General features: G+C 74.0%; 16 protein-coding genes. 7 read left to right on the top strand and 9 right to left on the bottom strand.

What is annotated here, in order from left to right:
• Window positions 1–227 precede the first annotated feature (227 nt).
• Complete coding sequence (locus tag ACQEU6_RS04040) at window positions 228–1,115, top strand: DMT family transporter (protein ID WP_499329238.1); 888 nt, start codon at window positions 228–230, stop codon at window positions 1,113–1,115.
• The gene (locus ACQEU6_RS04035; RefSeq protein WP_499329237.1) at window positions 1,112–1,981 is read left to right on the top strand and encodes a DMT family transporter; all 870 of its coding nucleotides are present in this window, start codon (window positions 1,112–1,114) and stop codon (window positions 1,979–1,981) included. Before ACQEU6_RS04040 ends, ACQEU6_RS04035 begins: the two co-directional genes overlap by 4 nt.
• Here ACQEU6_RS04035 and ACQEU6_RS04030 read toward each other — a convergent pair.
• On the bottom strand, window positions 1,959–3,029 hold the full coding sequence (locus tag ACQEU6_RS04030) for an MGDG synthase family glycosyltransferase (RefSeq protein WP_499329236.1): 1,071 nt from the start codon (window positions 3,027–3,029) through the stop codon (window positions 1,959–1,961). The two genes, ACQEU6_RS04035 and ACQEU6_RS04030, sit on opposite strands and share 23 nt — an antisense overlap.
• Before the next feature lie 29 nt (window positions 3,030–3,058).
• On the opposite strand from ACQEU6_RS04030, the gene ACQEU6_RS04025 reads away from it, so the two are divergent.
• Window positions 3,059–3,790, top strand: a complete 732-nt coding sequence (locus ACQEU6_RS04025; protein WP_499329235.1) for a polysaccharide deacetylase family protein — start codon at window positions 3,059–3,061, stop codon at window positions 3,788–3,790.
• Here the strand turns inward: ACQEU6_RS04025 and ACQEU6_RS04020 are convergent.
• On the bottom strand, window positions 3,781–5,343 hold the full coding sequence (locus ACQEU6_RS04020) for an MFS transporter (RefSeq protein ID WP_499329234.1): 1,563 nt from the start codon (window positions 5,341–5,343) through the stop codon (window positions 3,781–3,783). The two genes, ACQEU6_RS04025 and ACQEU6_RS04020, sit on opposite strands and share 10 nt — an antisense overlap.
• Window positions 5,344–5,507: 164 nt before the next feature.
• Between ACQEU6_RS04020 and ACQEU6_RS04015 the strand changes: the two genes are divergently transcribed.
• The 4 genes from ACQEU6_RS04015 (at window position 5,508) to ACQEU6_RS04000 (ending at window position 8,675) form a co-directional block, all read left to right on the top strand.
• Window positions 5,508–6,206 carry a sigma factor-like helix-turn-helix DNA-binding protein gene (locus ACQEU6_RS04015; RefSeq protein WP_499329233.1) on the top strand — a complete coding sequence of 233 codons (699 nt, stop codon included), beginning with the start codon at window positions 5,508–5,510 and terminating at the stop codon, window positions 6,204–6,206.
• A 106-nt stretch (window positions 6,207–6,312) separates the two neighbouring features.
• Window positions 6,313–6,552, top strand: a complete 240-nt coding sequence (locus ACQEU6_RS04010) for a hypothetical protein (RefSeq protein WP_499329232.1) — start codon at window positions 6,313–6,315, stop codon at window positions 6,550–6,552.
• Entirely contained in the window at window positions 6,545–7,528 is a 984-nt protein-coding gene (locus ACQEU6_RS04005) for a polyprenyl synthetase family protein (protein ID WP_499329231.1), read from the top strand. The genes ACQEU6_RS04010 and ACQEU6_RS04005 overlap by 8 nt, the downstream gene beginning before the upstream one ends.
• Window positions 7,521–8,675 carry an oxygenase MpaB family protein gene (locus tag ACQEU6_RS04000; RefSeq protein ID WP_499329230.1) on the top strand — a complete coding sequence of 385 codons (1,155 nt, stop codon included), beginning with the start codon at window positions 7,521–7,523 and terminating at the stop codon, window positions 8,673–8,675. Before ACQEU6_RS04005 ends, ACQEU6_RS04000 begins: the two co-directional genes overlap by 8 nt.
• 28 nt (window positions 8,676–8,703) lie before the next feature.
• Here ACQEU6_RS04000 and ACQEU6_RS03995 read toward each other — a convergent pair whose 3' ends face one another.
• From ACQEU6_RS03995 to kdpF, 7 genes are all read right to left on the bottom strand, one after another.
• Window positions 8,704–9,381 carry a response regulator gene (locus ACQEU6_RS03995; protein ID WP_499329229.1) on the bottom strand — a complete coding sequence of 226 codons (678 nt, stop codon included), beginning with the start codon at window positions 9,379–9,381 and terminating at the stop codon, window positions 8,704–8,706.
• Window positions 9,378–11,951 carry a sensor histidine kinase gene (locus ACQEU6_RS03990; protein ID WP_499329227.1) on the bottom strand — a complete coding sequence of 858 codons (2,574 nt, stop codon included), beginning with the start codon at window positions 11,949–11,951 and terminating at the stop codon, window positions 9,378–9,380. The genes ACQEU6_RS03995 and ACQEU6_RS03990 overlap by 4 nt, the downstream gene beginning before the upstream one ends.
• A 118-nt stretch (window positions 11,952–12,069) precedes the next feature.
• The gene (locus tag ACQEU6_RS03985) at window positions 12,070–14,661 is read right to left on the bottom strand and encodes a sensor histidine kinase (protein ID WP_499329225.1); all 2,592 of its coding nucleotides are present in this window, start codon (window positions 14,659–14,661) and stop codon (window positions 12,070–12,072) included.
• Window positions 14,662–14,663: 2 nt separating this feature from the next.
• Window positions 14,664–15,563, bottom strand: coding sequence for a potassium-transporting ATPase subunit C (locus tag ACQEU6_RS03980; protein WP_499340086.1), 900 nt, complete (start codon window positions 15,561–15,563; stop codon window positions 14,664–14,666).
• Window positions 15,564–15,570: 7 nt separating this feature from the next.
• The gene (gene kdpB, locus ACQEU6_RS03975; protein ID WP_499329224.1) at window positions 15,571–17,730 is read right to left on the bottom strand and encodes a potassium-transporting ATPase subunit KdpB; all 2,160 of its coding nucleotides are present in this window, start codon (window positions 17,728–17,730) and stop codon (window positions 15,571–15,573) included.
• Window positions 17,730–19,397, bottom strand: coding sequence for a potassium-transporting ATPase subunit KdpA (gene kdpA, locus ACQEU6_RS03970; RefSeq protein ID WP_499329222.1), 1,668 nt, complete (start codon window positions 19,395–19,397; stop codon window positions 17,730–17,732). The genes kdpB and kdpA overlap by 1 nt, the downstream gene beginning before the upstream one ends.
• Window positions 19,397–19,486, bottom strand: coding sequence for a K(+)-transporting ATPase subunit F (kdpF, locus tag ACQEU6_RS03965; RefSeq protein ID WP_499329221.1), 90 nt, complete (start codon window positions 19,484–19,486; stop codon window positions 19,397–19,399). The genes kdpA and kdpF overlap by 1 nt, the downstream gene beginning before the upstream one ends.
• Window positions 19,487–19,546: the final 60 nt, after the last annotated feature.

Raw genomic sequence — 19,546 nt, 5'->3', positions numbered from 1 at the left:
ATCATATTTTAATCGGAATTCAAAAGTCGCATTTCAAGCCTGTGGGGATGGCCACAGATCCGGCCGCGCGCACCGTGAACTGCGACGGGGCCCCGCGGGCGCGTACCGCCCGACCTGGCAAAGATCGTCTCTCCTTGTTTCGGTCTGCACGGGAAGCCGGATTCGGACAACCGGACCCGGGTAGAGGACCGCTCGCGAGAGTCACGGCGGGGGAATCGTGAATCAGGATGAGCCTTCTCGGGGTGGCCGTCGCGGTGGTGGCGGCCTGCCTCATCGGACTGGGGTTCGTGGCGCAGCAGCACGCCGCCTTCCAGGAGCCGCTGGGGCGGATCCTGCATCCGAGCCTGCTGCTCGACCTGCTGCACAGCCGGCTGTGGCTGGGCGGGATCGCCCTGATGATCGCCGGCCAGCTCGTCTTCGCCTTCGCGCTGGACCTCATCGGCGTCACCCAGGCCACCCCGGTGCTCACCGTCAACCTCGTCTTCGCCCTGATCGCCGCGCATGTGATCTACCGGGAGCCGTTCGGCGTCCGGGCGCTGCTGGGGTCGCTGATGCTGACCGGCGGGGTCGCGCTGTTCCTGGGCGTCGGGCGGCCGCACGGAGGCACGCCGCCCGGCACGCTGTCCTTCCGCTGGCTGGGCGGGGCGGTCGTGCTGATCCTCGCCGCGCTGGTGGCGGTGGGAGGAGGCCACCGGGACCTGCGCGTCCGCGCGATGCTGCTCGCCTCGGCCGCCGGGCTGCTCTTCGGCCTCCAGGACACGTTGACCCGCAGCGTCGTCCTGCTCTTCGGCCGGGGCATACCCGCCGCCTTCACCACGTGGCAGCCCTACGGCCTGGTGTGCGTCGGGGCCCTGGCCCTGCTGTTCGCGCAGAGCGCCTTCGACGCGGCGCCGCTGCGCATCTCGCTGCCCGCCAGCACGGCGGCCGAGCCGCTGACCGCGATCGCGCTCGGCATCGCGGTCTTCGGCGAGGGGATCCGGCTGTCCACCCGTGACCTGGCCCTGGAGGCGCTGGGGCTGGCGGGCATGGTGGCGGGGATCGTCGTCCTCGGCCGGTCGCCGTATCTCGGCAAACCGGGCGAGCTGGCATCGCGGGACGAGGACGCGGACCAGTGATCGCCGTCATCCTGAGCCTGCTCGGCGGAGCTGCCAACGCCCTGGCGTCGGTGCTCCAGCGGCGGGCCGCCCGGGCCGCGCCCGAGGACGACGCCTTCAAGCCGTCCCTGATCCTCGACCTGCTGCGAGAGCCGCTCTGGATCGGCGGCGTGGGCGCGCTCATCGCCGCGTTCGTCCTGCAGGCCGCGGCGCTGTCGATGGCGGGACTGGCACTGGTCCAGCCGCTGCTGGCCTCCGAGCTGCCGTTCACCATGATCTTCATCGCGTGGTTTCCGCCGCGCGGGCTGCGCCAGGTGCCGTGGACGGGGGTCGGCGTCCTCACCGTGGGGCTGGCCGCGCTGCTCATCGCCGCCGCCCCCAGCGAGGGCCTGGGCGTGCCGGGACCCGGCGAGTGGATCATCGCGACGGCCGCCACGGTGGGCTGCGCCGCCGCGCTGGTGGCGGCGGCGTGGTCCATCCGCGGCCCGGCCCGCGGCGTGCTGCTCGGCGTCACGACGTCCCTGGGCTTCGCGCTGACGGCCGCGTTCATGAGGACGGCCACGCGCGACTTCTCCGACGGGATCGCCGCCGTCCTGACGTCATGGGAGCTCTACGCGATGGCCGCGGCGGGGGTCGTGAGCCTCTACCTGCTCCAGAACGCGCTGCAGAGCGGCAGCCTGGTGGCCGTCCAGCCCGCCCTGACGGTCACGGACCCGGCCGCCAGCATCCTGCTGGGCGTCGGCCTCTTCGAGGAGAGCATCCGGACCGGCCTGTGGATCATCGCGGAGATCCTCGGCATCGTGCTGATCCTGGTCGGCAGCGCCGTCATCGCCCGGTCCCCCCTGCTGCACGACGAGCGCGCCGTCACCCCAACGCGGCGCGAATGACGTGATCGGCACGGACGGCGTCGAACAGCAGCTCCACCCGCCGCGCCCGGGTCCCGCGCACCCGCTCGCTCCCGAGCCCGTCCAGCGCCTCCAGGAGCTCGGCGGGCGACCGCGCGAGGTCGCTCAGGCCCGCCCGCGCCATCGCCTCGGCGCCCTCACGCCCGTGGCCGGGGATGGGCCGGTAGGAGACGACCGGCAGCCCGCACGCGAACGCCTCCCGGCACGTCTGCCCCGCCGCGTTGTCGACCAGCGCGTACGCGCCCGCCATCAGACCGGGCATGTCGTCCCGCCAGCCGAGGGCGTGCCCGGCCCCGCCCCTGCGGACCCGGGCCCGCAGCCGCCGGTTCCGCCCGCACAGCACGACCGGCAGGTACCGGCCGGACGCCGCGAGCCCGCGGGCCGTCTCGGTCACCCGGCCGATGCCCCAGGCCCCCGCGGAGATCAGCACGATGCGCTCCCCGGGCCGCGCGCCCACCGCGGCCCGCAGCCGTCCGCCGTCGCCGGCGTGGCGGAACCCGGGCCGCACCACGGGCGCGACCCGGTTCGCCGAGCACCCCGTCCGCTCCGCGACCGCGCGCGCCGAGACGTCGTCCGGGCACAGGTAGCGGTCGTTGCCCGGGTGCCACCACATCCGGTGGGCGGCGAAGTCGGTCACCAGCACGAACGACGGCGCCGCAAGCCGCCCGCGCGCGCGCATCCACCCCGCGACCTGCGCCGCGACATGGAAGGTCGACACCACCGCGTCCGGCGGCTCCAGCGCCCGCCGCTCCAGCCCCCGGGCGATCAGCACCGTGAGCGGCGACGCGGGCGGCGGGCGCGGCGCCACGAAGTACGCCTGGTAGATCCACTCGTAGAGCCAGGGCGCCCCGCGCAGCATCGCCCCGTACATCCGCCTGAGCCCGCGCCCGAGCCGCAGCGGCACCAGATCCAGCACATCGACGACGCACACCTCCACGCCCCGCGGCGCGATCCGGCGCGCCAACTCCCCCGCGACGACGTCGTGGCCCGCCCCCATGGCCGCCGTGAGGATGAGGAGCCGTTTGCCCATGCGATGCCTCCCCCTGTGAAACTGGTCCCATGTCGCATCTGACGCGGGCACTCGCCGGGGTCCTCCTGGCGCACGCCCTGCCCGCCGCGACCTGGCTTCCGCCCGTCCGCCTCCTGACGCCCCGTCTCGCCGGCCGCGGCGACGCGCGCCATGTCGCGCTCACCCTGGACGACGGGCCCGACGCCCGCTCCACGCCCCTCTTCCTGGACGAGCTGTCCCGTCTCGGCTGCCGCGCGACCTTCTTCGTCCTCGGCGCGATGCTCCAGCGCGCCCCGTCCCTGGGCCGACGCATCGTCGCCGACGGTCACGAGATCGCCGTCCACGGATGGCACCACGACAACGCCCTGAGGACCCGCCCCGGACGCGTCTGCGCCGAAGTCCGCCGCACCGTCCGCCTCATCGAGGACGTCTGCGGCGTCGCCCCCTCCTGGTACCGGCCCCCGTACGGCGTCCTCACCGCCGAAGCCCTCTTCGCGGCCCACCGCGACGGCCTCCGGCCGGTCCTCTGGACCGCCTGGGGCAAGGACTGGACGGCCTCCGCGACGCCCCGTTCCGTGCTGGCCGAGCTCTCCCCGGGCCTGGACGGCGGCGCGACGCTCCTCCTGCACGACAGCGACGCCACCTCGGCGCCGGGCGCGTGGACGGCGTCCCTCGGCGCCCTCCCCGCCGTGGTGGCGACCTGCCGTGCCGGCGGCCTGGCCGTCGGCCCGCTCCGCGACCACGAGGTCCGTTCCTCAAGGACGTCACCTGGTTACTCATAACCAGACGGTGTCCGTCCATGCTGACCTGCCGCGACGGCCTCTCCGGACGGTTCGCGCGGCGCGGCCTCCGCGGGGCGGGCGAGCGGGCCGCGGGGCAGGAGCGCGCCGCAGACGAGGGCGCCGGCCGCGAAGATGCCGGCGCACCACCAGAACACCGTGGTGTACCCGTGGACCGCCGCGAGCTGGAGCATCTGCGGCGTCGGCCGTCCGTGCGGGTGGTCGGCCAGGTAGCCGCTGGTGGCGCCGGCCGCGACGGTGTTGAGCAGGGCGGTGCCGATGGAGCCGCCGAGCTGCTGCCCGGTGTTGATGCTCGCCGAGGCCACCCCCGCGTCCCGCGGCGCCACGCCGGAGGTGCCGGCGGCGGCCGCCATGCCGAAGATGAGGCCCATGCCGGCGCCGATCACCATGAGCGGCCCGAGCAGCGTCGTCCCGTAGGCCGAGTTCATGCCGATCCTCGTCAGCCACACCATGGCGGCCGCGTCGAGCAGCATGCCGGCGACGACCATCGGACGGGGGCCGAACCGCGGCATCAGCCTGGTGTTGCCGAGGACGGCCACGGCGCCGCTGAGCACCACCATCGGCAGCATGGCGAGCCCCGACCCGACGGCCGAGTACCCCAGGGTCACCTGCATGTAGTAGACCAGGAACAGGAAGACGCCGAACGTGCCGGCGCCGCTGATCAGGATGGTCAGGTAGGCGCCGGCGCGGGCGCGGTCGAGCACGATGCGGGGCGGCAGCAGGGGGTGCGCGGCGCGGGTCTGCCAGGCCGCGAACACGATCAGCAGGGCGACGCCGAGCGCGAGAAGGCCCCAGGTCGAGGGGGTGCCCCAGCGGTGGGACGCGGCGTTGGAGAACCCGTAGACCAGGCAGAGCATCCCGCCGGCCACCGCGATCACGCCCGGAACGTCCACGCGGCCCCCCGGCGTTCGCCGCTGCCGTCCGATCAGCGCCGCTCCCCCGATGATCGCGATCGCGGCGAAGACCAGGTTGACGTACATGCACCACCGCCAGGACAGGGAGGAGGTCAGCGCGCCGCCGAGGAGGAGGCCGAGGCCGCCGCCCGCGGCCGCGACCGCGCCGTAGACGCCGAACGCCCTGGCCCGCTCCCCGGGGTCCTGGAACGTCGTGGTCAGCAGCGACAGGGCGGACGGCGCCAGCAGGGCGCCGAAGGCCCCCTGGCAGGCGCGCGCCGCCACCAGCATCGGGAAGTCGACCGAGGCGCCGCCGACGGCGGAGGCCGCCGCGAAGCCGACGAGCCCCGTCAGGAAGGTCGCCTTGCGGCCGGCCAGGTCGGCCAGGCGTCCGCAGAACAGCAGCAGGCTCCCGAACGACAGCGCGTACGCGGTGACGACCCACTGCCTGTCGGCGGCCGAGAAGCCCAGCGCACGCTGCGCCGACGGCAGCGCGAGGTTCATCACGGTCAGGTCGAGGACGACCATGAGCTGGGCGGCGGCGATGACGGCGAGGATCAGCCACCGCCTCGGGTCCGGGCCCGCCGCCCCTGCCGTGCCGTCCCCGGGCCCGGCCACCGGGGCCGCGCCGCGTGCAGGCATGATCATCTCCTTGTCGCGCCGAACGCGGCGGCCTCGGACGAGGCCGCGTCGCCAGTCCGACGACGCGGCCCGCCGGAATGTCAGGCCGTGCGGCGGCCTGACATTCCGGCGCGGTGTCTCGTCGAAGTGGTGAGGGCGCATCCGATCCAGGGAGCCAGCGGGACATGACCGACCATCCGCCAGCAGGACACGACCGGCCCGGCGCGGGCCCGAGCGCGGTCATCGGCGAGCGGCGCCGGCTGATCGGCCTCTCCTACCGCCTCCTGGACGAGTCGGTCGGCATGGCCTTCCTCGTCGTGCTCGACTCGATGACCCCGGCCGAACGCGTCGCGCTCATCCTGCACGACGTGTTCCGCTACCCCTTCGCCGAGGTCGCCGAGATCACCGGCCGCACCCCGGCGGCCTGCCGCGAGCTCGCCTCCTCGGCCAGGCGCCGCCTCCGCGCCTCCACGCCGCCCGCGGCCCGGGCCAGCGGCCGCGCGGGTGTCGTCAGGAACTTCAGGCGGGCGCTGGAGGCCGGCGACGTCGACGCCCTCATCGGCCTCCTCGACCCGCGCGCCGTCCTCACCGCCGACGGCGGCGGCCTGGTCAAGACCGTGCTCCGCCCGATCGAGGGCGGCGAGCGGATCGCGCACGCGATCGCCGGACTCATCCGCCGGGTGGCCGGCGTCACGCTCCTGGAGCGCACGGTCAACGGCCGGCCCGGCCTGATCGCCCGGCAGGACGGCGTCACGGTGACGGTCTACGCGTTCGAGATCGCGGACGGACGGATCAGGCGCATCTGGGCGGTGCGCAACCCCGAGAAGCTCCGTCCCTGGACCGGCGCCCGGGACGCGTCCCCCGCCGCAACACTCTGGGAGTGACTATTCCGTCATGCGGCGGCGAGGCAGTCCTCACAGCCCGTTTCGGTGGTGTCCCACCGCTTTCCTGATATCACTGACTGCGACTACGAATGAGCGGAAGGTGACGATGGCGCAGTCTGATGGAAGAGCCGGTCCGCGTAACGAAACGCTCTGCCTGGCGGCCGGGGTCGCCGACGTGGTGGCGGAGGGACTGCGGGGCCTGGCCCGGCGCATGCCCGGTCCGGCCGAGGTGCGGCAGGAGCTCCGCGCGCGCGGAGAGCTGGCGCTGCGGCGCAGCGGCGCGGCTCCGGAGGCGCACATGGAGGTCCTGGCCCGCCAGGCCGCCGCGCGGCCCCAGGATGGCTGACCTTCGGACCCGGGTCGACCGGGCGCTGGAGGAGTTCGTCGAGGCGGAGGTCGCCGAGCTGCTCGCCCTGGACGGCGAGCTGGAGCCCGTCGCCGACCAGTTGCGGATCTCGGTCGACGGCGGCAAGCGCATCCGCCCGGCGTTCTGCTACTGGGGGTGGCGCGCCGCGGGGCAGCCGGACACCGACGCCGTCGTCCGCGCCGCCGCGGCCCTGGAACTGGTGCACGCCGCGGCGATCGTCCACGACGACGTCATCGACCGCAGCCCGATGCGGCGCGGGCGGCCGAGCGCGCAGGAGAAGCTCGGCGACGCCCTCGCGATCATGGTCGGCGACCTGCTGGTCGCGTGGGCCGCGCAGCTGTTCCACTGCTCGGGCCTGCCGCGGGCCTTCCTCGGCCGGGCGGTGCCGCTGTGGACGGCGATGGGCCGCGAGCTGGTCGCGGGCGAGTGCCTGGAGATCCTGCGGACCGGCGCGCCGCCGGACGTGGCCCGCTCGCTGACGATCGTGCGGTTCAAGACCGGCTCCTACACCGTCGAGGGGCCCCTGCGGATCGGCGCGGTGCTGGGCGGGGCCGCCGCGCCGACGCTGGCCGCGCTGGCCGCCTACGCCCGTCCGCTCGGCGAGGCGTTCCAGCTGCGGGACGACCTGTGGGGCGTGTTCGGCGACCCGTGCCGGACCGGCAAGTCGCTCCTGGACGACCTGGCCGGCCGCAAGCCCACCGCACTGCTCGCGCTGACCCTGACCGAAGCCCCCGAGCCCGACCGCCGCCGCCTGCGGGACCTGCTGGACGGGCCGCTCACCCCGGCCGGCGCCGCCGAGATCCGGGAGATCATGCTCCGCTCCCGGGCGCCGGCCCGCGTCCGGCAGATGATCGACGAACGCGCGAGCGCCGCGCGCGCGGCGCTCGCCGGCACCCGGCCGGACGCCGCCGACGCCCTGGCCCGACTGATCTGCGAGGTGACCGCCGATGACTGACTACACCGACCGGTACATGGACGCTCTGCGGCTGAAGGGCGACCCGCTCGCCGACGCGACCGTCGAAGCCCTGTTCAGCGGCGGGCAGGTGGGCAGGTACAACACCCTCATGCGCTGGTTCACGACGTCCGGCCAGGCGCTCCCCGAGGGCCTGCCGGACGCGGCGCGCGACTACCTCCAGGCGACCGCGGCCCCGCCGGACTGGATCGACTGGGGCGTCATGGAGCAGGCGCGGCGGTTCTTCGTCGACAACGACGTGCACGTCTCCACCGCCCTGTCGTTCGCGGCGATGCCGGCCTGCTACGTCGTCCCGCACGTGGCCAGACTGCTGTCGGCCACGCACTCACTGGCCTACCCCTCGCGGCGGATGGCCGAGACCGGGCAGTTCACCGTCTACCTCATGCGGCCCGACGCGTTCCAGGCGGGCGGGCGGTTCCTCCCGGCGGCGCAGAAGGTCCGGCTGCTGCACGCCTCCATCCGCCGGCACCTGAAGGAGGAGAACCGCTGGCCCGAGCCCGTCGCGATCTGCCAGGAGGACATGCTCGGCGGGCTGATGATGTTCAGCATCCAGGTCCTGGACGCCCTGCACCGCATGGGCGTCCACATCACGGCCGACGGCGCGGACGCCTACTACTACGCCTGGCGCGTCGTCGGCGTCATCCTCGGCATCGAGCCCGGCAGCATCCCCCCGGACCTGGAGGCGGCGAGGGAGTTCTCCGACCGGTACATGGTGCGCCACATGGGCCCCTCCCCCGAGGGGGCGCACCTGACCCGGCAGCTGATCGACCTGTACGAGGAGGTCGTGCCCGGGACGCTGCTCGACCCGGTCGTGCCCGCGCTCATCCGCTACCTCATCGGCGACACGTCCGCGGACTGGCTCCAGGTCCCCCGCACGCGGTTCGACTCCCTCATCAGGATCGCCCCGGCCCTGCTGGGCGCCCTGGAGTGGGTCGAGGACCGCGGGCCGTGGGCCGAGCAGATCTCCGACCGGCTCGGCCACCTCGTCACCATGCTGGAGCTGTCGTCGCTGACGCGAGGCCGCGTCATGCACTACGCCGTTCCCCCGGAGCTCAAGGCCGACTTCGGGGTCGCCCCGAAGAACGCGCGCTGGACCCCGCCCCCGCCCGCCGCCGTCACGCGGGGGTGAGCCGCCCGCGCGGGGAGGGCGGCCCGGATCAGGGCTCGAAGCGGTAGCCCATGCCGGGCTCGGTGATCAGGTGGCGGGGGCGGGCCGGGTCGGGCTCCAGCTTCCGGCGCAGGTGGGCGAGGTAGACGCGCAGGTAGTTGGTCTCCTTGTCGTAGGCGGGGCCCCACACCTCGTGGAGGAGCTGCCGCTGGCCGACCAGGGCGCCGGGGTGGCGGACCAGGACCTCCAGGATGTTCCACTCGGTGGGCGTCAGGCGGATCTCCCGGCCCTCCCTGGTCACCCGCTTGGCCCCCAGGTCGATCGTGAAGTCCGCGGTCTCCACCACGGCGGCGGCCCGCTCGGCCGGGGCGGCCCGCCGGACCGCCGCGCGCAGGCGGGCCAGGAGCTCGTCCATGCCGAACGGCTTGGTGACGTAGTCGTCGGCCCCGGAGTCCAGGGCCCGGACCTTCTGCTCGGAGGCGTGCCGCGCGGAGAGCACGATGATGGGCACGTTCAGCCAGCCGCGCAGCCCCTCGATCACCTCGACGCCGTCCATGTCCGGCAGTCCGAGGTCGAGCACCACCACGTCGGGCCTGCGCTGGGCGGCCAGGTCCAGGGCGGTGCGGCCGTCGGGCGCGGCGTCCACCTCGTAGCCGCGCGTCCTCAGGTTGATGCGCAGCGCCCGGACGAGCTGCTGCTCGTCCTCGACGAGGAGTACGCGCGTCACGGTGATCCCCCGTCCTCGCCGCCGGACGCGGAGCCGTCCCCGCACGCGCCGGCGGCCGGCAGCGCGAAGACCATGGTGAGGCCGCCTCCCGGCGTGTCCTCGGCCCGCAGGGTGCCGCCCATCGCCTCGGTGAAGCCCCGGGCCACGGCCAGGCCCAGCCCCACGCCGGCGCCCCGGGGGGAGTCCCCGAGGCGCTGGAACGGCGCGAAGATCTGCTCCTTGGCCGGCTCCGGCACTCCGGGGCCGCGGTCCGCGACCCTGATCTCGACCCGGCCGGGCCGCCGGTCCGCGCGCAGCTCGCCGGCCGACAGGACGACGGCGCCCGCGCCGTGCCGGACGGCGTTCTCGACCACGTTGGCCAGCGCCCGTTCCAGCAGCCCGGGGTCGGCCAGGACCGGGGGAAGGCTCTCCGGGACGTCCACCTCCACGCGGCCGGCCGGGACGCCCTGGAGGGCGGGCGCGACCACCTGCTCCAGGGAGACCGGCTGGGTCAGCGGGGAGACGGCGCCCGTCTGCAGGCGGCTCATGTCGAGCAGGTTGCCGATGAGGCCGTCGAGCCTGTCGGCCGACTCCTCGACGGTGGCCAGCAGTTCGGCCTCGTCCTCCGGATCCCAGTCGACGTCGGTCTGGCGCAGGCTGCTCACGCCGGCCTTGATCGAGGCCAGCGGGGTGCGCAGGTCGTGGGAGACCGCGGCGAGCAGGGCGGTGCGGATCCGGTTGCCCTCGGCGAGCCGCCGCGCCCGCCCCGCCTCCTCGGCCAGCCGCCGCCACTCCAGCGCGGCGGCGGCCTGGGACGCGAAGGCCGACAGCACCCGGCGGTCCGCGGCGGGCAGGACGCGTCCGCGCAGGGCCAGCACGGTCTCGCCGCCCCCGTCCGCCCCCTCGCCCTCGCCGACCCTGGCCTGCGCGTCGGCCCCGTCGGGGTCGGGGCACGGGTCGGCGCCGGTCGACCCGAGGACCGTCCAGCCGTCGCCCGACCTCTCCAGCAGCGCGACCGACGCCATGCCGAAGGTCTCGCGGATCCGTTCCAGCAGGGCGGGCAGCGCCTTCTCGCCGCGCAGCACGCTCGTGGCCAGCATGCTCAGCGTCGCGGCCTCGGCGCCGCTCTGCGCCGCCTGCCGGGAGCGGCGCGCGGCCAGGTCCACCACCGAGGCGACCGCCGCCGCCACCCCGACGAAGATCAGCAGCGCGAGGGCGTTGTCGCGGTCGCCGATGGTGAGGGTGTGGAAGGGCGGGGTGAAGTACCAGTTGGCCAGAAGGCTGCCCAGGACGGCGGCGGCGACGGCCGGCCACAGCCCTCCCGCGAGGGCGACCCCGACGGTCAGCACCAGGTAGGACAGGATGTCGATGACCAGACCGACCTCCAGGCCCGTGCCGGCCAGGAGGCCGGTCAGCGCGGGAGGCCCGGCGACGGCGAGGGCCCATCCCGCCGCTCTGCGGCGGCGGCTGAGCGCCGGGCCGCCGGCGCGGGCCGCGCCGGGGCGCTTCCCGGAGTGCTCGTGCCCGACGATGTGGACGTCGAAGTGGCCGGACTCCCGGGTCACGGCGGTCCCGATGCCGGGCCCCGGCATCCGCCGCCGGCCGGAGCGGCGCCCGGCCCCGACGACGAGCTGCGTGGCGTTGACGCCGCGGGCGAACTCCAGCAGCGCCGTCGCCACGTCGTCGCCCACCACCTGGTGGAACGTCCCGTTCATGCTCTCCACCAGGGCGCGCTGGCGCGCGAGCGCGGCCGCGGAACCCTCGTCGAGGCCGCCGCTGCGCACCACCCGGACGGCGAGGAGGTCCGCGCGCCCGGCCCGGGCGCCCATGCGGGCCGCGCGCCGGACCAGCGCGTCGCCCTCCGGGCCGCCGCCGAGCGCCACCACGATGCGCTCGCGGGCCTCCCAGGGCTCGGTGATGCCGTGCTGGTCGCGGTAGCGGGCCAGGCCCTCGTCGACGCGGTCGGCCACCCACAGCAGCGCCAGCTCGCGCAGGGCGGTGAGGTTGCCCTCCCGGAAGTAGCCGGCCGGCGCGGCGCCGGTCTCGTCCGCCGCGTGGACGTTCCCGTGCGCGAGCCTCCGGCGGAGCGCCTCGGCGGTCATGTCGACCAGCTCGATCTGGTCCGCCCGCCGGACGACCGCGTCCGGGACGGTCTCGCCCTGCCGGATCCCGGTGATGCCCTCCACGACGTCGCTGAGCGATTCCAGGTGCTGGACGTTGAGGGTCGAGATCACGTCGATGCCCGCCCGCAGGAGCTCCTCGATGTCCTGCCATCGCCGGGCGTTGCGGCTTCCCGGGGCGTTGGCGTGGGCCAGTTCGTCGACCAGGGCGACCTCGGGACGGCGGGCCAGGAGGGCGTCCACGTCCATCTCGGTGGGCCACGCCCCCTGGTGGGGCGTCCGGCGGGCCGGGACGACCTCCAGGTCGCCGATCTGCTCGGCCGTCCGGGAGCGCCCGTGGGTCTCGACGACTCCGACGACCACGTCCGTGCCGCGCCCGGCGCGCCGCCGGCCCTCGTTCAGCATGGCGTAGGTCTTGCCCACCCCGGGCGCCGCGCCCAGATAGATGCGCCATGCGCCCCGCCTGCCCATGCCGAGCGCCGCCTCCCCCTCGCCTGAATCGTCCCTTTATGGGGCCTGGCGAAATCTAGCAAAGCCTGGTGAGCGCCCCTGTGCGGTCCGCCCCGGCGAATCAGGAATTGACGTTTTCTTAACGCCCGGCGGGCTCTTGCCGTTCGCCGGGCGCCCCTCGCCGCGGCCCCGGCTCGCGCGACCGGCCGGCCCGCAGGGCGACCACCATCGTCAGCCCGCCGCCGGGGGTCTCCTCGGCGAGAAGTGTGCCGCCCATCGCCTCGGTCATCCCCCGCGACAGCGCGAGCCCGAGACCGACTCCGGTGCCGTTGTCCCGATCGCCCAGCCTCTGGAAGGGCGCGAAGACCGCGTCCCTCTCGGACACGGGGATGCCGGGGCCGCGGTCGATCACGCGCAGCTCGACCCGGTCCGCGTGGGCGCTCGCGGTCACCGTGACGGGCTCTCCCGGCGGGTTGTGCCGGACGGCGTTGGCGACGAGGTTCGCCAGCACCCGTTGGAGCAGGACCGGATCGGCCGACACCTCGGGCAGTCCTCCGGAGATCCGGACGCGCACGCCGGTCGCGTCGAGGCGGTCGAGGGAGGACACGGCGCGGGGCACGACGTCCTCGACCGCCAGGGGGTGCGGATGGACGGCGAGCACACCGGCCTCCAGCCGGCTCATGTCGAGGAGGTCGGCCACCAGCCGGTCGAGCCGCGCCAGGGACTCGGCGGCGGTGTCCACCAGTTCGTCGCGGTCATCCTCGATCCAGGTGACGTCGGGGCTGCGCAGGCTGTCCACCGCCGCCTTCGCCGAGGACAGCGGCGTCCGCAGGTCGTGGCTGACGGCGCCCAGCAGGGCGGTGCGGATCCGGTCGGCCTCGGCCAGCGGGCGCGCCCGCTCGGCCTCGGCGGACAGCCGCTGCTGCCGCAGCGCGGCCGCGACGTGCGCCGCGAAGGCCTCCAGCACCCGGCGGTCCTCCGCCCGCGGCGTCCGGCCGCGCGCCACGAGGACGAGGTCGTCGCCGATCGGGATCTCGGTCTCGCCCGCCTTGGGAGCGGTGCAGGGCGGGCCTCCGGCCGTCGACACGATGCTCCAGCGGTCCGGATCGCCGTGCGTCCCGAGTGCCCCGGCGCCCTCCGGCCCGCGCTCCAGCAGGGTCACCGCCGTGAGGCCGAAGGTCTGCCGCAGGTCCTCCAGGATGTCGCGCACCGTGCTCTGGCCGCGGAGCACCCCGCCCGCGAGGGCGGACAGGACCTCGGCCTCGGCCCGGGTCCGGGACGCCTCCCGGCTGCGCCGGTAGTTCAGGTCGACGACGGCGCTGACGGCGGCGGCCACGACGACGTAGACCACCAGGGCGAGCAGGTTCTCCTGCTCGGAGATCGTGAACCTGTCGAGCGGCGGGGTGAAGTAGTAGTTCAGCAGGAGGGACCCGGACACGGCGGTGAGGACCGCGGGATACAGGCCGCCGACCAGCGCCACCCCGATCACCAGGACGAGGAACAGCAGGATGTCGCTGGGCAGGGAGAACTCCCCCTGCAGATGGTGGAGGACCAGGGTGAGCAGGGGGAGGAGCGCGGCGGCCAGCACGAAACCCGCGGTGCGCCGCCGGCGGGTGAGCCCCCCGCGAGGCGGCCGGGCCCGGCGCCCCTTGCTGACCTCCTCGTGCGTGACCAGGTGGACGTCGATGGGGCCGGAGTGGGCCGTCGTCGTCACCCCGACCCCCCGGGAGAACATCTGGGCGAACCGCCCCCGGCGGGAGGCGCCCAGCACCAGCTGGGTGGCGTTGACGCCGCGGGCGAAGTCCAGCAGCGCGTCCGGCACGTTCGCGCCGACGACCTGGTGGTAGGCGCCGCCGAGGTTCTCCACGAGCGCCCTCTGCCGCACGAGGTGCGCGGGGTCGGCGCCGGTGAGGCCGTCGCTGGGGAGGACGTGCACGGCCAGCAGGTCGGCGCCCTTGGTGCGGTCGGCGATGCGGGCGGCGCGGCGGATCAGGGTGTCGCCCTCGGGTCCGCCGGTGAGGGCGACGACGACGCGTTCCCGGGCCTCCCAGGTGCCGTGGATCTCGTGGTCGGCGCGGTACCGGTCGAGCTGGTCGTCGACCTTGTCGGCCAGCCACAGCAGCGCCAGCTCGCGCAGGGCGGTCAGGTTCCCGACGCGGAAGTAGTTGCCGAGCGCGGCATCGACCTTCTCGGGGGCGTACACGTTGCCGTGCGCCATCCTGCGGCGCAGCGCCTCCGGCGCCATGTCGACGAGTTCGACCTGGTCGGCGCGGCGCACGACCTCGTCCGGGACGGTCTCGCGCTGCGGCACGCCGGTGATCTGCTCGACGACGTCGTTCACCGACTCCAGGTGCTGCACGTTGACGGTGGAGACGACGTCGATCCCGGCCTCCAGGATCTCCTCGACGTCCTGCCAGCGCTTGGCGTGGCGGGAGCCGGGCACGTTGGTGTGCGCCAGCTCGTCGACGAGCACCACCTGCGGGCGGCGGGCGACCACGGCCGCGGTGTCGAGTTCGGTGAAGGCCGTCCCGCGGTACTCGACCGTCGCGCGCGGAAGCGTCTCCAGCCCGGCGAGCCGCTCGACGGTCAGGGGGCGGCCGTGCGTCTCGGCGTACCCCACCACGACGTCGGTTCCGCGGGCCCGGCGCCGGTGCGCCTCGGCGAGCATCGCGTACGTCTTGCCCACGCCCGGGGCGGCCCCCAGATAGACGCGGAGCCGCCCGCGCGTCATGATCAGTCCCCCTGTGCCCGGTACGGGTGGTCGCGGTCCAGTTCCAGGTTGAGCCGGACGACGTTCACCACCGGCTCCCCCATGAACCCGAGCGCGCGGGCGGTCCGGTTGTGCCGCACGGCCGCCAGCACCCGCGCCTCGGAGACGCCGCGCGCCCTGGCGACCCGCGGCGCCTGGAGCTTCGCGTAGGCGGGCGTGATGTGCGGGTCCAGGCCGCTGCCGCTCGCGGTGACGGCGTCGGCCGGCACCCGCGGCTTCGCGGGCGCGTCCCCCCTGACCGGGACGGTCAGGCCGGAGGCGAGGTCCTCGCCCGGCCTGGCGCACTCGACCCGGACTCCCCTGTAGGCGGCGGTGAAGGGCGCGGCGGGGCAGGCCTGGTTGGCGCTGACGACCCTGGTGGGCTTGGGGATGGTCCCGTCGGCGGCCCGCGCTCCGAACACCTTGAGCACCGCGCCCGCCCCGTCCGGCGTGCAGTACGGCCGGCGGCCGTCCACGCCCTCCAGGTCGCCGACGGCCTTGCTCCGGGAGCAGACCTGGGTGAGCAGGCTCTGCTCCCCCTCGACGCCCGCGGCGGGGTCGGCGAGGGTGTCGAGGACGTCCTCGGGCCCGAGGTTGCTCGCGGCCGTCGAGGTCGGGTCGTACCCGTCGCCGGCCGCGGAGGGGCGGCTCTGGAAGTACTGCCTGAGCGGGTTCCCGTCCTTTCCGGTGAACGCCTGGCCGATGAGGGCGCTGCCGGCCGTGCGGCCGTCGGCGGTCTTCACGACGCTCCCGTCGGCCCGGCTCTTGAGCCCCGGGATCTGGGCGACCGCGAAGACGGCGAGCGGGTAGGCGACGCCGAGCACGGCGGTGAGCACCAGCAGCGCTCGGAGCGCGGCCACGTGGCGGCGGATCCAGGTTGGCATACGCATGTCAGGACATCCCCGGAAGGAACTGGACGATGAGATCGATGAGCTTGATGCCGGCGAACGGGGCGACGATGCCGCCGAGGCCGTAGACGCCGAGGTTGCGCGACAGCAGCCTGGAGGCGTTGCTCGGCTTGTACGTCACGCCGCGCAGCGCCAGCGGGATCAGCGCGACGATGATCAGCGCGTTGAACACCACCGCCGACAGGATCGCCGACTGCGGGCTGGACAGCCGCATGACGTTGAGGGCGTCCAGGCCGGGGAAGAGCGTCACGAACAGCGCCGGGATGATCGCGAAGTACTTGGCGATGTCGTTGGCGATGGAGAACGTGGTCAGCGCGCCGCGCGTGATCAGCAGTTGCTTGCCGATCTGGACGATCTCGATCAGCTTGGTCGGGTCGGAGTCCAGGTCGACCATGTTCCCGGCCTCCTTGGCGGCGGAGGTGCCGGTGTTCATGGCGACCCCGACGTCGGCCTGGGCGAGGGCGGGGGCGTCGTTCGTGCCGTCGCCCGTCATGGCCACGAGGCGTCCGCCCTCCTGCTCCTTCTTGATCAGGGCGAGCTTGTCCTCGGGCCGGGCCTCGGCGAGGAAGTCGTCCACGCCGGCCTCGTCGGCGATCGCCCTGGCGGTCAGCGGATTGTCGCCGGTGATCATGACGGTGCGGATGCCCATCGCCCGCATCGCGGCGAACCGCTCCCGCATGCCCTGCTTGACCACGTCCTTGAGGTGGATCACTCCGAGGACGCGCGCTCCCCCGCCGGCGGACTCACCGACCACGAGCGGTGTCCCGCCGGAGGCGGAGATGCCGTCCACGATCTGGCCGAGCATCGGGGGCACGGCGCCTCCCCGCCGCCGGACCCAGTCGCTGACCGCGCCGGCCGCGCCCTTGCGCAGCGACCGCCCCGCCCCCTCGTCCAGGTCGACGCCCGACATGCGGGTCTGGGCGGTGAACGGCACCCACTCGGCGTGGGAGAGCTCCCCGGGCGTGCGCTCGCGGAGTCCGTACCGCTGCTTGGCCAGGACGACGACCGACCTGCCCTCGGGCGTCTCGTCGGCGAGGCTGGCCAGTTGCGCCGCGTCGGCCAGTTCCTCCTCCGGCACCTCGGCGAGCGGGAGGAACTCCGCCGCCTGCCGGTTGCCGAGGGTGATGGTGCCGGTCTTGTCCAAGAGCAGGGTGTTGACGTCGCCCGCGGCCTCCACCGCACGCCCCGACATCGCCAGCACGTTGCGCTGCACCAGCCGATCCATCCCCGCGATACCGATCGCCGACAACAACGCCCCGATCGTCGTCGGAATCAAACACACCAGCAGCGACACCAGCACGATCCCGGTGACCCCATGAGCATCCAGAGCCGGCGAATCCGGCACACCGGGGTTGGTGTCCTTCGAGTAGATCGCCAGTGGTTGCAGCGTCGCGGTGGCGAGCAGGAAGACGATCGTGAGCGCCGCGAGCAGGATGTTCAGCGCGATCTCGTTCGGCGTCCGCTGCCGGCTCGACCCCTCCACCAGCGCGATCATCCGGTCGATGAAGCTCTCGCCGGGCTTCTGCGTCACCCGCACCACGATGCGGTCCGACAGCACCCGGGTGCCGCCGGTCACCGCGCTGCGGTCGCCGCCGGACTCCCGGATCACCGGCGCCGACTCCCCCGTGATCGCCGACTCGTCCACGCTCGCGATGCCCTCGACCACGTCCCCGTCGGCGGGGATGGTCTGCCCGGCCTCGACGACCACGATGTCGCCCGGCGCGAGCCGGGGCGCGGGGACCGGTTCCTCCCGCGCGTCCGCGGCTCCGGGCCGCCAGCCGACCAGGCGCCGGGCCGTCATGTCCCGCCTGGCCCGCCGGAGCGTGTCCGCCTGGGCCTTGCCGCGGCCCTCGGCCACCGCCTCGGCCAGGTTGGCGAAGACCACCGTGAGCCACAGCCAGACGACGACCAGCCAGGCGAACCAGGTCGGGTCGGTGGCCGCCAGAACCGTGGACCACACGGCGCCGATCTCGACGATCAGCATCACCGGGTTCCGCCACAGCGTCCGGGGGTCCAGTTTCCGGACCGCGTCCGGCAGGGACCTCAGCATCTGCCGCGGGTCGAGCAGGCCGCCCCGGACGCGGCCCGGGGGTTCGGGGACGGGTGACTGCGCGGGCGCCCGCTCGGTCTGGGTCGTGGCCATCAGTGGATTCCTTCTGCCAGGGGCCCGAGCGCGAGCGCGGGCAGGAACGTGAGCGCGACGAGGACGACGGTGACGCCCGCGACCAGCCCGACGAACTGGGGCCGGTGCGTGGGCAGGGTGCCGTCCGATTCGGGGGTGTGCCCCTGGCGGGCCAGCGAGCCGGCCAGGGCCAGCACGAAGATGATCGGCAGGAACCGGCCGAAGGCCATGCAGAGGCCCAGCGCCGTGTCGTACCAGACCGTGTTGACGGTGAGGCCGGCGAACGCCGAGCCGTTGTTGTTGGACGCGGACGTGAAGGCGTAGAGGATCTCCGACAGCCCGTGCGGCCCGGAGTTCAGCAGGCCCGCGCGGCCGCTCCCGGTCGCCGTCGCCGCGGCGCTCCCGGCCAGCACGAGCGCGGGCGTGACCAGGAAGTACAGCGCGGCGAACTTGATCTCCCGCGAGCCGATCCTCTTGCCCAGGTACTCGGGCGTGCGGCCCACCATCAGCCCCGCCACGAACACCGTGATCACGGCGAGCACCAGCATCCCGTACAGGCCCGAGCCGACGCCGCCGGGCGCCACCTCGCCCAGCATCATGTTGACCAGCGTCATCATGCCGCCGAGGCTCGTGTAGGAGTCGTGGAAGGAGTCCACGGCGCCGGTCGACGTCAGCGTGGTCGCCGCGGCGAACACCGCGGAGTTCAGCACCCCGAAACGCGCTTCCGTGCCCTCCGTCGCCCCGCCGACCGCGGTGGGCACCGTGCCGTGGTGCAGTCCCTGGAAGATCATCGTGAGCGAGACGCTCACCAGGGCGAGGAGCCCCATCACCGCGGCGATCGCGTAGCCCTGCCGCGGCTGGCCCACCATGCGGCCGAAGGTCCGGGTGAGCGCGAACGGGATGACCAGGATCAGGAAGATCTCCAGCCAGTTCGTCCACGACGCCGCGTTCTCGAAGGGGTGCGCGGAGTTGGCGTTGGTGAAGCCGCCGCCGTTCGTCCCGAGTTCCTTGATCGCTTCCTGGGACGCCACCGGCCCGCCCGTCAGCGTCTGGGCGCCCCCGGCGATCGTGTCCACCGTGTGGTGGGCGGGATCCCAGAAGTTCTGCACCAGCCCGCCCGACACCAGCATGACGGCGCCGACGAAGGCGATGGGCAGCAGGATCCGCAGCGATCCCCTGGTCAGGTCGACCCAGAAGTTGCCGAGTTGCTCGCTCCTGCGGCGCGCGAATCCGCGCACCAGCGCGACGGCCACGGCCATGCCCACGGCGGCCGAGACGAAGTTCTGCACCGCCAGCCCCGCCATCTGCACCAGGTGGCCCATCGTCGACTCGCCCGCGTAGGACTGCCAGTTCGTGTTGGTCACGAAGCTGACGGCGGTGTTCCAGGCCTGGTCGGGCTTGACGGGGTCGAATCCCAGGCCGAGAAGCAGGTGGTTCTGCACCCGCTGGAAGCCGTAGAGGAACAGCACGCTGACGACGGAGAAGGCCAGGACGCTGCGCGCGTAGACGCCCCATCTCTGCTCGGCCTCGGGATCGACCCCCGCCAGCCGGTAGAGCACGCGCTCCGCACGCGAATGCCGGGTCCCGGAATAGACCCGGTGCATATAGTCGCCCAATGGCCTGTGCGTCAGGACGAGGGCGAGCACGAGAGAGCCGAGGAAAAGGACCCCGGCGACCGTCGGGTTCACTAGAAACGCTCCGGGAAAAGAAGGGCCGCGACCAGGAAGGCGACCAGCAGCACGGCCAGCGCCAGGCCGACTCCGTTCTCTGCGGTCACAGTCGCTCGACCGCCTTCACGACCAGCGCGAACAGGGCGAAGACCGCCACCGTCAGCAGG

Source organism: Spirillospora sp. CA-108201 (genome assembly GCF_050936235.1).
Classification (GTDB): domain Bacteria; phylum Actinomycetota; class Actinomycetes; order Streptosporangiales; family Streptosporangiaceae; genus Spirillospora.
The sequence above is the reverse complement of the archived record's forward strand: the minus strand, read 5'-3'. Positions and strand labels throughout refer to the sequence as shown.